Origin of the sequence: Synechococcus sp. CBW1108 (genome assembly GCF_015840335.1) — a bacterium.
Classification (GTDB): domain Bacteria; phylum Cyanobacteriota; class Cyanobacteriia; order PCC-6307; family Cyanobiaceae; genus Cyanobium_A.
Map to the genome: position 1 here is coordinate 3,197,674 of NZ_CP060395.1, position 14,032 is coordinate 3,211,705.

Below are 14,032 nucleotides of genomic sequence, written 5' to 3' on the forward strand. Positions count from 1 at the left end.
AAGTGTTAAGGGCAATGTAACGGATTGTGAACGGATTTGGCAAGGCGGTGGCGCTGGGCCTACTGCCGCTCATTCCACGCCCAGTCGCTTCAGCACGAATTGCATGGAGTTATCGAGGCCGCTGCATCCCTGGCCAAGCGCCAATCAAGCCGCTGCTGTCCAACCCCTGTCCAACCGGGGTGTTAGGCCATTCCCTAAAAAGTCAATCGGGGCGACAGGATTCGAACCTGCGACCTAGTGCTCCCAAAGCACCCGCGCTACCAAGCTGCGCCACGCCCCGTTCCTTCGTCATAGTAGTGGAGTGCAGGCCAGCACTGGATTCTTGCTGTGCCAACGGGTTTGGGGCTTGTAGCGGGTAGGGGCAAATGGCAGCATGTAGTGGCTGGATATCACTTGGATATCACTAGCCCGTCACTTTTCTGTCACTAGCGCCGCAGGGGCCCCATGACCCGTCGATCCGACGCCCCACCATGGGTGCAGGGCTTAAGGGCACAGCTGAAGAGCACCGTTGGCCCTGCGTACCGATTGGGGGAACAAAGCGGCAAGGCGAAGCTTGACGTCCGATACGCCGACGGCACCAGAGGAACAGCGGTTCTTCCCGTCTTGTGGGTGCCGGGCCAGGCTCGCCACATACAGGAGGTTGTGGAGCGCGTAGCCCAACAGCTTGCTATGGGCCTCACCCTGCGCCAGGCACTAGAGGTGATCCGTGGCAAGGCCGTGCCCCCACCTGAACGTGGCATCGCCCCCGTAGGTATGGAGTTGTTGGCCGCGTGGGAAGCCTTCGGGGTCCACAAGGTCCATCGGACCGGCCAAATCAAAGCCAGCACATGGATTGTCGACTACGGCAAGTCGGCTAAACGTCTTCAGGTTGTCGCTGGCAAGGCAGTTGACGCCAAGTCACTGTTGACCCTGGCCGGAGAGGCTTGGCCGCCGGGGTCCCGCCGTCGCCAGGTGGTTTTGCAGCATCTCGCCGCAATGTGCCGCTGGGGAGTCGAAAACGACCTCTTGCAGGCTGATCGCTGGACCCCACCCCCCAGCCTGAAGAGCTACGTCGGTGAAAAACGAGCCGGGCGAGTGGATGGAATTCCCCTTAACGACGATCAGATCCTTGGCCTGCTCAATGGTCTGCCGCAGGACACGGCAGGGCAGAGGTGGAATTACGCCATTCAGCTGATGGCTGCCTACGGCCTACGGCCAGTCGAATTGCTGCACCTGCGCATGGAACCGGCCGGAGGCCTGTGGTGCGACTACATAAAACGAAGTGGCGGGGGATCGACGAGGCCACGCCAGCTCCGGGCCCTGCACCCTGAGTGGGAAGTCGAATGGAGGTTGCGCGAACGAATCGAGGCGGGTGAGCCGTTGCCACCGTTCGGAGGCGGGGTGGCTGATGCCGCTCGTCGTTACCTAAGCCGGCAACAGGCATGGATGGATCTGGCCACCTCAGGAGCTACCTGCTACGGATTCCGGCACGGGTATGCCCTACGTGCGCACCAGACATACGGCCTAAGCCCGCGGGTGGCGGCAGCACTGATGGGGCATTCGGTCGAAACCCACTCTCGGCATTACGGCAGGTGGACCGATGAAGCGACCATCGACAGTGCGCTGGAAGCGGCCATGCAGTACCGCAAGTTGACGCAAGCGCAAGCTTCTGTATAGTTAAATTGCTGATGGCGTCCGCAGTCAGCACACCCGATATGGCCGGGGCCAATGCCACATGTCTGATCCTTTGATCAGGCGTGCACACATAGCAGGCATACGCAGCAGACCCTCGTTCTTTGGGAATGCACCTATGCCCCCTACTAATTTTGAGTGGCTACAGCAGCAATGCCTTGCTGGAGGACCATGGCTTCGAACTGCTGATGCAGTCACGGAGCTAGGCATTAGCCGCGACACGCTGTTACGCCGTAGCCGTGATGGGTATCTCCGGGGTGGTGAACACTTCATCTCCGCAGGGCCACATCGCACCAGTCCACGCTTGTGGTCAATAGCTGCCGTGCGGGTCGCAATGGCTGGATGGACAGGAATCCATCCACCTGCAATTACTGTAAAACAGTAGAAAAACTTGCAGGCACCGCTTATCAAGCCATGCCTACAATTCCCTACTTTTGCCTATACTATGTGTGACGCCACCAGAGACCGGAGTGCAATGAACCTGCGCAATTTTGCCCAGATGGAATACCGAGGAGCGCCGTTAAACACGATGCTTCACGCCAGATTTCCGAAGACACTTGCTGTCTTCCTGAAGTCTGCGGCCATGGTCGAAGGCGTTACCGAGTCGACATTGATTCGGTACGCCTGCGAGGAGTGGGCAAGCACGCAGGGTTATTCACGCTCAGGCATCTGAAAACAGGAAAGCCGCCCCGTGACAGGCGGCTCTCCAAAGGTTGCGGCACCACCAAGCACCACCACTTAGGAGTTTACCGTGAAAAGGATTACTAGTCTCGCCACTGCGGACTTACTGGAAGATTGGGCAGAACCGATCGACTTTGACCTGGTTCTAGGTCCATTCAAGCTCGGAAACCTCAATCCACGCCTACCGGCAGATGGGGTGAATCTCCGAGACGTCATGCCGCCCGAGCCCATGCAGGGGCGTTGCGAATCGTGGGAGGAGATCCGCCAACGCGCTGAGAGCTACGCCCGCTCCGAATTTGGTTACCGCGACCAGCACCCCTACCGCTCGATCACTGCGGAATCGCGGCTGATGGTGGGGACGTTGGCCCTGCCGGAGAAGCTCCTACAGGGGACTTTCAAGCGACTTTTTGGGGAGACGACTGAACACCCCACCACCTGGCAGGTCCGGGCCGTGGCGTTTGCGCTCTTCAATCCGCCGATGGCGTTTTGGGGAAGTGAGAGCTGGGCAGAGGTCTGCCATCGAGCCGATATGTACGCCAAGCGGCGGGAGCGGATCACCGCTCAGATCAAGAAACTGCTGGCGTTGGGGGAGTGATGCTGAGACTTGGAGAGGAGCTACAGGCGCTGGTGGAAGCTGCCGAGCAGCCTGTGTTGATCGACGTTGAGCAGGCCCAGCGCATGCTTGACGTCCTGGGATTGCCGCGTGATGAGCCAGTGATCCTCAGCCGTTGGTGGAAGGACGGCGACAGGCTAAACATGAACCACTACCCGCGAAAGAACGCAGGGGACGGGTACGACTGGGCGGCCCTGCAGGTCGAACGGTTCTATGAAGCTGTTGCCGCTGAATTTCGGCCAGGGATCGACAGCTTTGGGTTTGTGCCTGAGCGAGGAGGGATCGCTTATGACAAACGCAAAGAGATCACCGAAGTCCGGTTTCTGAAATACGAGATCGACGATGCGTCGATGAGCCTTGAGGAGCAGTTCGAGACGTGGCGTCGAGCAGGGCTGCCACCGCCGACGTTGGTGCTTTTCACCGGCGGCAAGTCGCTGCACTTTTGGTGGCGGCTGAAGACACCGCTGCCATTGGATGAAGGGATCGTGGCGTTGAAGCGGTTACAGGAGGCAATTCGGCAGGCCACGCCGGGCGTCAAGCTCGATCCAAAGATGGAGAGCCCTGCGCAGCCGATGCGGTTGGCGGGTGGCATCCATCCCGGAACACGGCAGAGGAGCACCATCTACGCCGCCGATGGTCGTTGGTACGAAGCGTCGGAGATCCTGAGCCTGTGCCCCGAAATTACGGTCAAAGCCAGGGCCGCCAAAGACGATGGCGGGCTGTTTAGGGCAGAAGAAGGGAAGCCAGCAAAACCCGGTGAGTACCCAGAGCCGGACGAACTGACGCTGCCGATACCACTACGCCTTGGGCTCAGCCGAGCGACGTACGAACGAATCCATCGCGGAGACAAAGAGGGGGTACGCGCGAAATCTGCCTATGACATCGCGCGGTCCCTTCAGGAATCCAAGGCGATGATCGAGTTCCTTGGTTATCGGGTAGAAGAAGACCCGATCGAACTGTTCGAGGTCTATTGCCGCAACAGCGACTGGTGTGGATACGAAGGGTTTGACTTCTGTGTAGAGCGCCACTTCGCAGGGCCAGATGAGGTAGGTACCGGACAACTCAGTAAGTCGGCCCTGGAGCGCTCAATCGCGACGTGGGCGGAGGAAACCGGTCAATGGCGTTGGAAGCCGACGTGGAGTCCTGGACGCGGGTTTGCCTCGCAGAAAACTGCTGACGTCTCCAGGGACAGAACTGGGCCCAAAGACCGTAAGCACTTGCCGTTGCACAGCCGGCTGGACCTGTTCGAACGGTTCTTACGGCGTTCACTGAGGCGGCACCGCAACCCGTTCAGGCGGATGGTCTTTCTGCGTGCAGTGGTCAAGCAGCTTGACCTTGGGCAGGTCGTGAAGGAGAAGGACCTACCCGAGCGGGTAGTTGCGGCGATGTCTCAGCGGATGGGCGGGCGCTACCAGGCGTTGACTGCTGAGCAGAGGAGAGCACTGCAGTTGTCGGAAGTGGTGTGGCTTGTGCCCGGCGTTATCCCAGCTGGTGATCTGACGTTCGTCGGTGGTCGCCCCAAGGTCGGCAAGACCTTGTTGGTTGTCGATCTGATTCGGTGCTTGTTGAACGGGGAAGGTTGGCTGGGCTTTCCCAGTACCGGCGTCAAACACGCGGTCATCTTTGTGACTGATGACCAGGGTGATCGCGATACCAAGGCGATGTTGACACGGCAGGGCCTTTGGGATCACGAGCGGCTGTTGTGGTCGAGCAGCTTTCGGCTAGACGAGCAACAGCTCGATCAGTTGCTGGATGACATCAAGGCGAATCCCGGGGCAGTTGTTGTGGTCGACAGCCTCCGCAGCATTAGCCGTGGTCTGACCACCAACGAAAACGACGCTGCGCTCGGAGTCCTTCTTTACGACCTGAAAAGTGCAGTTATGGCGGCAGGTGGGTCGCTGCTCATGATCCACCACGCCTCCAAAACTAGTAATGAGGTGGGTGTGGAGGCACTCAGCGGTCACAGCTCCATCCCAGGCGCCGGAAACTCAGTCGTCACCCTGCACTACCTGCCTGCCAAGGACGGTAAAAGTGTTCAGAAGGACATCCCTGAGCGTCGACTGTTTCGGGAAGGTCGCTCAGGCAGTGAGACGCCCGATCTGGTCGTGAGGATCGGCCCTGCGGGGCAGTTCACAAGGATTCAGACGTATGAGGACTTTCTCGGGAAACAGGAAGAGGTAAGCCGGTCTAAGCGTTTATCGGATCAGAGCCAGCTGGTTCAGGACGCGCTTTGCAAGTTGCTGGAGAGGCGCGACCAGCGCCTTCCGGCCATTGGCACCTTGGAGTTGCTCAGGCTGGCTGGTGGGTGCGACGAGTCGGTTCGCATCAAGGCAGACCTGGGTAACGACAGCAAGCACAAGCACCTGGAACGGAGACTCAAGGCCTTCGAGAAGGAAGGTTGTCCGCCGACAATGAAGTTGGCCGGTCGGCGACAAGCTCGTTGGCCGGTGGGGTGAGTGCTGGAGACCCTGGTGCCGATGCGCAGGGACCAGGTGATGCCGGCACCACTGACAAGCCACCAACGCAATCTGTTCATGACGAAACGACGAGGCGGCAGCAGCCAGGAGGCTGCTGCCGCGGCGGCGGGCATCTCAGTGCGCAGTGCTCGCCGGATTGAATGCAATCAGCTGCAGCCGCGGGCGAACCAGCCCCGTGGCCGCACCCGCCCCGATCCGCTGGTAGGGGTATGGGAGGAGGAGCTGGTGCCGTTGCTGCAGCGCTCACCCGCGCTGACGCCGATCACGCTCCTGGAGCATCTGCAGCAGCAGAAACCTGATGTGGACTGGATTCCGCTACAGCGCACCCTGCAGCGCCGGGTGCGGGAGTGGAAGGCACTGCACGGCCCGGCGCCGGAGGTGATCTTCCCTTTGAGCTATGAGCCTGGCGAAATTGCCTTCTGTGACTTCACCCAGCTCAAGGGGGTGGAGGTGACGATCGCCGGCCAGGTGTTCCCCCATCTGCTGTTCCACTACCGCCTGGCCTGGAGCGGCTGGAGCTATGCGCAGGTGGTCCAGGGCGGCGAGAGTTTTGCAGCCCTCTCCGAGGGTCTGCAGAACGCTCTGGCTGCCTGCGGCGGGGTGCCAGGTGAACTGCGCACCGACCGGTTATCAGCAGCGTGCCGTAACCGCAACGGCAGTTTCAGCTCCGACATCACCCGCCGTTATCACGCCCTCTGCAGCCACTACAGCCTGGCCTACAGCCGCAACAACCTGGGGGTGGCGCATGAGAACGGCCGTGTGGAGAGTCCCCATGGCCATCTCAAGCGGCGGATCGAGCAGGCGTTGCTGCTGCGCGGCAGCAGTGATTTCGAGTCGCTGGCTGAATACCAGGCTTTTCTGGCCGCGGTGATTGACCAGTACAACAGGCCGCGCCTGATCCGGCTGGAGCAGGAGCAGGCGGCGCTGCGGCCACTACCGCGGTTTCGTTTTGCCGACTACGACATTGAACAGCTCACGGTGCGGCGCACCAGCACGATCGAGGTACGCAGAGTCGTGTATTCGGTGCCGCCGCGGCTGATCGACCAGCGGCTGACGGTGCGGATCTTCCACGACCGGCTGCAGCTGCTTCTGGGCCGGCAGATCGCCTGCGAACTGGAGCGGCGCCACGGCGGTGTCGAGCGTCATGGGCGGGCGTGGAGCATCGATCTGGAGCACCTGATCGATGCGCTCAGGCGAAAACCCCGGGCATTGCTGCACTGCAGTTACCAGCGGGAGCTGTTCCCCGATGAGCGCTGGTGGCAGCTGTGGCAGCAGCTGCGCAATGGCGGTGACCGTGACGCCGCCGCCCGATTGATGGTCGAGGCGCTGTATGTGGGCTGCCGCCTGGCGGGCTACGAGCCAGTGCTGGGTTGGCTCGAGAAGGCCCATCAACGGCAGGGGCTGTCGCTGGCGGCGCTGCAGCAACGCTTCCGGCTGCCGCCCCATCGCCCCCACCCGCCGCAACGCATTTCCCAACACACGCTGCAGAGCTATGACGACCTCCTTGCCCTCCATCCCGCGGCCCCAGGCGGCGGAAGCCGCCCTGCCGATCCTGCTGCGACAGCTGCGGTTGGCATGGATCCGCTGCCACTGGCAGAGCATCGCCTCGCAGGCTGAGGGCGAGGGCTGGAGCCCCAGTCAGTTTCTCTATGCCCTGTGCGAGCAGGAAATGGAGCAACGCCAGCAGGCCCGCCAGCACCGGCTGCTGCGCGCGGCCCAGCTGCCCTGGAGCAAAGCGCTGGCGGACTACGACCATGGCGGCCGGATCGAGGCGCACCGATGGCAGGAACTGGAGGCCTTGAGCCGCCAGAGCGAGTGGCTGCAGCGGGGCGAGAACGTGCTGCTGTTCGGCCCCAGCGGTGTGGGCAAGACGCACCTGGCGGTCGGCATCGCCTTGGCGCAGATCGGCCTGGATCAGGCCTGCCGCTTCTATCCCGCCACGAGCCTGGTGCAGGAGCTGCAGAAGGCCCGCGCCGAATACAACCTGCCGGCAGCGCTGGAGCGGCTGGATCGCTACCCGCTGCTGCTGATCGATGACATTGGCTATGTGCGGCGGGATGAACAGGAGAGCAGCGTGCTGTTTGAGCTGATCTGCCACCGCTACGAGCGCCGATCGCTGCTGATCACCGCCAATCAGCCGTTCACCGCCTGGGATGAGATCTTCCCCAGCAGCTCAATGACCGTGGCGGCGGTGGACCGGCTGGTGCACCACTGCCACATCGTCGAGATCAGCGGCGACAGCCACCGCCGCGCCCAAGCAAGCCGGCGCAGCGGCAGCAAATAGCCACAGCAGCCGTAGAGAAGCGGAGAACAGCCCGGGAGATTGTCGTCCGGCGACAACCTGGTGCCGATGGTGCCAGACCCCGGCGGGGAGCTCCGCGCTGCCGGCGGACTGTGCGGTCCGCCGGCTCGTGCGCTCCAGGGCAAGGCTCAGCAGAGGTCTCGGCGCCTAACCGGCCAACGTGGTTGTCGCCTGGTGCCGATCAGAGGAAGTCAGTGCTGGCAATGGCTCGGACTGATGTGTGGCTCAGTTTTCGTGTCGCCTCCAGCGTCATCGCCCCCCAGTTGTCGCCGGCGACAACTGGGGGGCGATCAGTTCCCCTCACCGGCCAACTTGATTGACGCCAATCGGCCAAGGGGGTTGACGCGGGACAGAAGGTGTCATCAAGTGCGACTTGTTGACGGGCGGCTTCTCGGGAGCGGCCAACCAACTGGTGTGGTCACTCACCGATTCGGGGGCCATGGAGGTACGTGCTGCGCTGGCGTAGGCGTGTCTTTCCTGTCCTTTCTGTCTTTTCAGCCCTGCAGAGGCACTTACTGGAAAGACAGAAAAGACAGAAAAGACATAAATTTTTTGTTCCACGTAAGCCTGGCAGGGTCGAAGCTGTAGTTAAAAAATCGACCCATCAGAAATCCGCCATCCTGTAGGCAAACGCCTAACCGCCATGGACAACTCACGTGAACTAGCCAGTCTCCCCCGCAGGGCCAATCGCGTCGCGATCCTTCAAGCCCCCCCGGCGCTGTCGATGCTGATGGTGCAACCCGGCGATGAACTGCCGCCACCATCCCCCTGGCGACTGACCGTGGTGATCGAGCCCAAGCGGGCGGCCAGCCCAGCGTGTTCGGCATGATCCGGACCACAGCGGCCCCTGAGTGCCCCCTGAAAGGAGGCTGCAGGGCCAGCAGGAGGGCCTAGAGCGGCCTTTCACCCGTTCAGCCGCCTGCGCTTGCCTGACTCTGCTTTTAACCGTTCCTGGCAGGCCCTGGTGGCCATTCATGCGGTGAAATAGACCCTACACTCTTATTGAGAACCTTTCGCAATAAGGAAATGGAACGCGGTGTGATGGCCAAAAAGCGGCGTCTGAGGATCGTCACAGAAGTGGCCCCGCTAGTTGCGCGTGGAGCTACCTGTGATGAGGTCTCAGAGGCGCTCAACTACTGTCGGGCAATGGCGGGGAAGGACATTCAAGCCGTGTTTGAGATCTGGAACGAGGAGGCCAGAGATCACTCCGAGCGGTGGCGCCCCCTAGTGGTTCAGCGGTTCGAGTTGCTTTTCAAAGAGGCATTCCAGGCTTGGGAAACCAGCAAAAAAAGTGGGCGGCCCAATCCCCGCCTCTTGGACACCGCAGGGCGCAACCTTGAGACCCTCACCAAGCTGCTTGGCCTCCAAATCGATCTCACCTTGAACCAAACCAACATTGCCATCGGGGCCAGCAGCTCAACCGCTGCTGCACTGGCCCCCTTGGATGTCGCTGATTATGCCGAGATGCTGGCAAGCGGCAGCCTGGGCGAACTGAACGCTGTCCCACCCGTCAGTCGGCAGCCGGAGGTTCTTCCTGCTTGAGAAACCTTGGAGCAAACTTCACAGCTAGGTACGCCGCAGCAACTCCGTAACCCACGAACGTGAAGCCTTGCCCGATGGAGAAGGAGGCGTAAACCTCTCGCTTGAGCAAGATGTAATCAACTAACGAGGCCGCCGTCCCCCAGATCAGCACCCAGACGCTGACGTACCCAACGCCTTTAGCAGTCTTCCCCACAGCCATCAAGCTACCAACTGACCTGAGTATGGCGCGCCATAACCGCGCCATAACCGCGACATAGCACCCGAGAACCCTCTCCCCCACTGGGGCAATTTGGCCCCTCACTCCCTTGCAGCGACATAGCCACAATCGGGCCCAAAAAAAAGGCCCTATTCGGGCCAATCCACTGGTAGATCTGAGGTCATTGCGCTGCCCAGGGCCTTATCCCATAGCTGGGGGCCGAACTGGTAGCCAGACAGCTTTGCCAATTCGCGCAACTCCTTGAGAGCACCCACACCCGCGTTGAAGTTGCCGGCATCAACCGACTGCCGGTAAAGCCGCATCGCCAGCAACCGCAGCTGGGCAAGCTCGAAGCAATCCCAGGCACTGTCACCATTGCCAGCCAGGCTTAGGGCCTTGTGGCCCTCAAGCACCCACCGCTGGGCAGTGCGCCGTGAGACCTGGTGTTTTGCGGCCAGCTGGCTGCTGACCTCAGCGGAGGCAAAACCGGCGGCCAACAGATCAGCGGCCTCCCCTTGGCGCTTCTGGAGGTCCGTGACGCTGGATCGGCTGCGGGACCTCTTAGCGGCTGTCATACCCCACCTCCCAGGGCGGCCAGGGCGCACAGCTCATCGGCCTGGTTGACGTCGATGTAGCCGGCCAACTGCTGCAGGCTGCGATGGCCAGTGAACGCGGCCACCACTTTGAGATTCGTGCCGCTCCGGGCCATGGTCGTCGCCAGTGATCGCCTGAAGGTGTGGAGAGAGCACCCGCTTGGCATAGCCAGGTCATTCATCGCCAGTCTCAGCGCCTTATCGGCCGACTGGCGGGTTAACGGCTCATTCGGCCAGCGCCCTGGGAACAACCAATCACGGTTGCCAGGTTGCTTGCCGTGGCGGCCTGCCCATTCAACTCGATATGTCCCCAGCTCCAGATGTAGCCGCGGGGCAATCAATACCTCCCGGGTCGATTTGGTTTTGGTGGTGGCCTTGATAAACACGACCCGTTCCTGGTGGATGGCACCCCAGCGCAGGGCCAGAGTTTCACTCACCCGGCTGCCTGTAAAGCGCATGATCGACCAGAGCGCCCGATGATCCGGCCCTGGCGCTGCATCCAATAAATCGTCAAGTTGGGCTGGTGTGAGTGTCTGAGCCTGTCCTGATCCGTTGGTTTTAGGCATTGCTTTTAGCGTGGGTGAAATGACGTTCCATCTCGAATGGCAACTGGCCTGCAATAACTGGGGCGCTGCGCCTGCAACACCCCCAACGCAAAAACGACAACTCAGCAATAGCTGGGCCCGGTCGGCTCAAGCCGCACGGCGAATGGCACATCTGCCAACCGGGCGACGTGGCAATTCAGCTGATCAGACCAAATCGGCTCACACCCATGCCACAACAGATTCCGCAGCTCGTTGGTTGGATGGCTGCTGTAACCGATGCTGAGTCGATCATTGGCCGCCTGCAATTCCGGGTGCTCACAGTCAGCCAGATAGTTGATCGAATCGGTTCTGATGGGCGAGGCGAACCACCCGCAAACCCAATCCAGGAATCCAGAGTCGGCTATTGAATCGATGCGATACACACCCGCGGGACCGTAGTTACCGCGGACATCTCCACCGAGGTGAGTCTCAACAACTACGAAGACATCATCCGCCCAACACCAATCGGAGCAGCCAACTGGCGAGAAGATCGAGAACACGAAGTTCTCCGAGAAGTCGTTCTCCTGGTTGTAGGTGTTGTCGCGGTGAACTTGCTCAAAGTCCTGGTGGCTGATGCGGGCGAACCACCGCAGCAGCGCTGGTTCGTGATCTTTTGCCCAATCGGTTGTTAGGGCATCCGCCAGATGAGGCGGCAGGGCGATCGGCTTGCCCAGTGAGGCGGCAATGTGCTCAGCGGTGTTGAGAGATGGGCAATCCCAATAACGGGGATCAGCGGCCACCAGCTCACCCGCGGATGCGGCGACTGTTTGCATTGGTTTTACAGGCAATGGTGTGCAGGTATTTCAGCCCCTGCACTCATTACTCTATCACATTAACGACAACTTGCGACGCCCAAGCAAGGGGGCAGGGTTCAAGATCCGTTGGCATGACTGCATTCCTAGCCCCTCCGCATATACACGTCCTCTCTACCATTCCAGCCCCGCCCTGCTGTTACTGTTACACAGCCCCTGGGGCAGTGGTTTGATTTGCCGGCGATGCAACTACTTGCGCCCGATTTTTTCCTTGCCTGGCTAATGCGTCTTGTCTACTAGATTTGACACGGTAGGCGATAATAGATGTATTCACCAGTGATTAAACATGGCAGCACAAGGACAGGAGCCCAAGTTCGAGATTGGCTTATTACTCAAGGCAGCAGCAATGGCCGGCATCGCCGTACGCGATATCCCCTCCAGCGTCAATCCTTGGACCTGGGACGATCAGCGGGCCAGGAGCTGGCAGTCAGCCCTCCGGCAGCTTTCACCCGTGCTGGCACAGGACGCAGAGATCCACTGGGGTTCAGCCATTAGCTTGGAGCTAGCGGCAGCCATGGAAGGAGCCACCCCTTGGACCGGGGATCTCCAGGCGGAGCTGGCGATCAAGCGTCCCCATAACCACGCCGAGCGCATGCAGGCCGAAATGGATTCAGCCCTGGAAGCGATGGCCGCCAACCACGAAGCAGAACGTGCCGCCCGGGCGGCCAGGACTCCCTCACCCGCGGAAATGCAAAGGCAGATATCGCTCAGTCGTGATCTTGCCTACCGGGGCCTGCAGCAATGACCCGAGCATTTACCGGCAAACCCACCTGCGACACTCTGGCCAGTGCGGCAAAAACAACCGCCAACAGCCTTAGTGGCACCATCACCGCAACGATCAGGAGCATCGAACTCAATCCCTCATGGCAGGGGAGCAGAGAGTTGAAGCACTGGCACGCCATGTTCAGCCAGGCCCGGCAATGCCTGCTGACTCGCCCCCCAGAGCGAGCTGGACGCAGCAAATCCACCGAGCTGGCCTGGCAGGACCTGGTGGGGGTGCGATGACAGCCGCACCCGCGCCCCGGCAGGGCAGCACTTTGGTGAGGAAGCGCAGTCCGCTGAAACCAGATGATCGCCGCTACCGGGAGAACAAGGCAAAAATACCGGCACCAACTGGCCCCAAGCGGCTCGAACCACTTCCCTGGCAGAGGGCCCTGCTATCAATCCCAGACCAGTACGACGTCCTGCTAAGCGGTGGCCGCGGTGGTGGCAAATCCACAGGGCTGGTGCTGCTGCTGCTGCGGGATGTGCTCCGGTTCGGCCGGGGCTTTTGCGGCGCACTGGTACGGCGTGACCTGGCAGGGCTGCGCAAGCTCGAACGAGAGATCACCGATCAGATCGCTTGTTGCCCCGAGCTGGCCGGCAGCAACTATCTGACTGGCGCCAAGGAGTTCCGCTTCTCCAACGGGGCAATCCTGTATCTGCACTACCTAAAAGACGAAGCCAGTTTCAACAGATTCCAAGGCACAGACCTGAGCCACGTCTACGTCGATGAGAGCGGCCAGATCGCTGACCCTGCCCCGCTGTTGAGGTTGCGCAGCTCGATGCGCAGCACAGCAGAAGGTGTCACGCCGCGAATGATCCTGACCTGTAACCCCAACAACGCAGGCTCCTACTGGCACTACGAGAATTTCATCCGGCGGATGGTGCCCTGGCAGCCCACCCACATCGAGCTGTTCCAGAAGGAGTGCGTCCTGGTGCACAGCACCTTGTTCGACAACGTGCACCTGGCCAACCGCGATGCCTACATCGCCAACCTCAAGGCCAGCTGCAACTACGACGCGGCCAAAATCCAGTCGGAGGTCTACGGCAGCTGGGGGGCGGTCAGCGGGTCGTTCTTCTCTCACGTCTGGGACAAGAACCGGATCATGGTCGCCGACTGGGATGGAATACCAACCTGGGCAGAGGGCTACAGCGACTGGAACGTTTGGATGGGTTTGGACTGGGGCACCCGCTCCCCCAGTTCCCTGCTGCTGGCTTACCGCTGCCCCATAGCCACATGGTGGAAGGGGAAGCGACTTGGCGCCGGCTCGGTGGTGCTGGTGGACGAGCACTACACATGTCTGACAAGCCCCGATGGCACCCGTCAGTGGGGCACGGGTGATCGGGAGTTGACCACCAGCAAGATGGCGAAGGCGGCCCGGGAGCTATGCCAGCGCAATGGCATCACGATCGAGCGGGTGGCAGAGAAGCACCGAGTGGCTGATGCGGCAATTGGTGCTGAGATTGGTGGTGACAGCGGATCCATCGGTGCCCAGCTCAAGCGGCACGGGGCCGGCTTTGTGGCAGGGCCAAAAGGGAAACGTGCCCCAGGCTGGCAACTCATGGCCCGGATGATGGAGGCTGCTGGTGACCCCACTGCGCCGGGTCTGTACGCAACCCCCAAGGTGGAGTCGTTCTGGGCGACGGTGCCGGGGCTGCAATACGCCCAGCACGACCCAGAAGACCTGGACACCACCCAGCCAGATCATGTAGCAGATTCCTGTCGATATCTGCTGATGGCCACCCACGACAGGCGCTACAGCTTCCAGCCGGGCGGCACCGACTTCCGGGTGTGGTGA

The 14,032-nt window shown here is 61.1% G+C and carries 14 protein-coding genes and 1 tRNA gene; 11 read left to right on the forward strand and 4 right to left on the reverse strand.

The features are described from left to right. Positions 1–206: 206 nt before the first annotated feature. Positions 207–280: transfer RNA gene (locus tag H8F27_RS17185), tRNA-Pro, on the reverse strand. A gap of 389 nt (positions 281–669) precedes the next feature. Between H8F27_RS17185 and H8F27_RS17190 the strand changes: the two genes are divergently transcribed. The 8 genes from H8F27_RS17190 to H8F27_RS17220 all read left to right on the forward strand — a co-directional run bounded on the left by H8F27_RS17190 (position 670) and on the right by H8F27_RS17220 (position 9,286). Then, positions 670–1,656 (forward strand): hypothetical protein, encoded by a 987-nt coding sequence (locus tag H8F27_RS17190; protein WP_197149856.1) that lies wholly within the window; start codon positions 670–672, stop codon positions 1,654–1,656. A 490-nt stretch (positions 1,657–2,146) separates the two neighbouring features. Continuing rightward, a complete protein-coding gene (locus tag H8F27_RS17195; protein WP_197149858.1) occupies positions 2,147–2,344 on the forward strand; it encodes a hypothetical protein in 198 nt (65 codons plus the stop codon). Between the two features lie 222 nt (positions 2,345–2,566). Next, the gene (locus H8F27_RS17200) at positions 2,567–2,947 is read left to right on the forward strand and encodes a hypothetical protein (protein WP_197149860.1); all 381 of its coding nucleotides are present in this window, start codon (positions 2,567–2,569) and stop codon (positions 2,945–2,947) included. 32 nt (positions 2,948–2,979) lie between these two features. Then, positions 2,980–5,421, forward strand: coding sequence for an AAA family ATPase (locus tag H8F27_RS17205; protein WP_197149861.1), 2,442 nt, complete (start codon positions 2,980–2,982; stop codon positions 5,419–5,421). Beyond that, positions 5,422–7,059, forward strand: coding sequence for an IS21 family transposase (istA, locus tag H8F27_RS17865; protein WP_231596400.1), 1,638 nt, complete (start codon positions 5,422–5,424; stop codon positions 7,057–7,059). It abuts the gene before it with no gap. Continuing rightward, positions 7,013–7,726, forward strand: a complete 714-nt coding sequence (gene istB / locus H8F27_RS17210) for an IS21-like element helper ATPase IstB (RefSeq protein WP_231596186.1) — start codon at positions 7,013–7,015, stop codon at positions 7,724–7,726. Before istA ends, istB begins: the two co-directional genes overlap by 47 nt. A gap of 661 nt (positions 7,727–8,387) precedes the next feature. Next, positions 8,388–8,573, forward strand: a complete 186-nt coding sequence (locus H8F27_RS17215; RefSeq protein ID WP_197149863.1) for a hypothetical protein — start codon at positions 8,388–8,390, stop codon at positions 8,571–8,573. Between the two features lie 197 nt (positions 8,574–8,770). Continuing rightward, positions 8,771–9,286 carry a hypothetical protein gene (locus H8F27_RS17220; RefSeq protein WP_197149865.1) on the forward strand — a complete coding sequence of 172 codons (516 nt, stop codon included), beginning with the start codon at positions 8,771–8,773 and terminating at the stop codon, positions 9,284–9,286. A 345-nt stretch (positions 9,287–9,631) separates the two neighbouring features. Here H8F27_RS17220 and H8F27_RS17225 read toward each other — a convergent pair whose 3' ends face one another. The 3 genes from H8F27_RS17225 to H8F27_RS17235 are packed head-to-tail and all read right to left on the reverse strand — an operon-like array spanning position 9,632 to position 11,432. Beyond that, on the reverse strand, positions 9,632–10,057 hold the full coding sequence (locus H8F27_RS17225) for a hypothetical protein (RefSeq protein ID WP_197149867.1): 426 nt from the start codon (positions 10,055–10,057) through the stop codon (positions 9,632–9,634). Further along, complete coding sequence (locus tag H8F27_RS17230; protein WP_231596402.1) at positions 10,054–10,695, reverse strand: tyrosine-type recombinase/integrase; 642 nt, start codon at positions 10,693–10,695, stop codon at positions 10,054–10,056. Before H8F27_RS17230 ends, H8F27_RS17225 begins: the two co-directional genes overlap by 4 nt. Positions 10,696–10,742: 47 nt before the next feature. Beyond that, positions 10,743–11,432, reverse strand: coding sequence for a hypothetical protein (locus tag H8F27_RS17235; RefSeq protein ID WP_197149870.1), 690 nt, complete (start codon positions 11,430–11,432; stop codon positions 10,743–10,745). Positions 11,433–11,757: 325 nt separating this feature from the next. Between H8F27_RS17235 and H8F27_RS17240 the strand changes: the two genes are divergently transcribed. From H8F27_RS17240 to H8F27_RS17250, 3 genes are read left to right on the forward strand one after another with little or no spacing between them, the layout of a single operon-like run. Beyond that, positions 11,758–12,216 carry a hypothetical protein gene (locus H8F27_RS17240; RefSeq protein WP_197149872.1) on the forward strand — a complete coding sequence of 153 codons (459 nt, stop codon included), beginning with the start codon at positions 11,758–11,760 and terminating at the stop codon, positions 12,214–12,216. After that, entirely contained in the window at positions 12,213–12,476 is a 264-nt protein-coding gene (locus tag H8F27_RS17245) for a hypothetical protein (RefSeq protein ID WP_197149875.1), read from the forward strand. The genes H8F27_RS17240 and H8F27_RS17245 overlap by 4 nt, the downstream gene beginning before the upstream one ends. Next, on the forward strand, positions 12,473–14,032 hold the full coding sequence (locus tag H8F27_RS17250; protein WP_197149877.1) for a terminase large subunit domain-containing protein: 1,560 nt from the start codon (positions 12,473–12,475) through the stop codon (positions 14,030–14,032). Before H8F27_RS17245 ends, H8F27_RS17250 begins: the two co-directional genes overlap by 4 nt.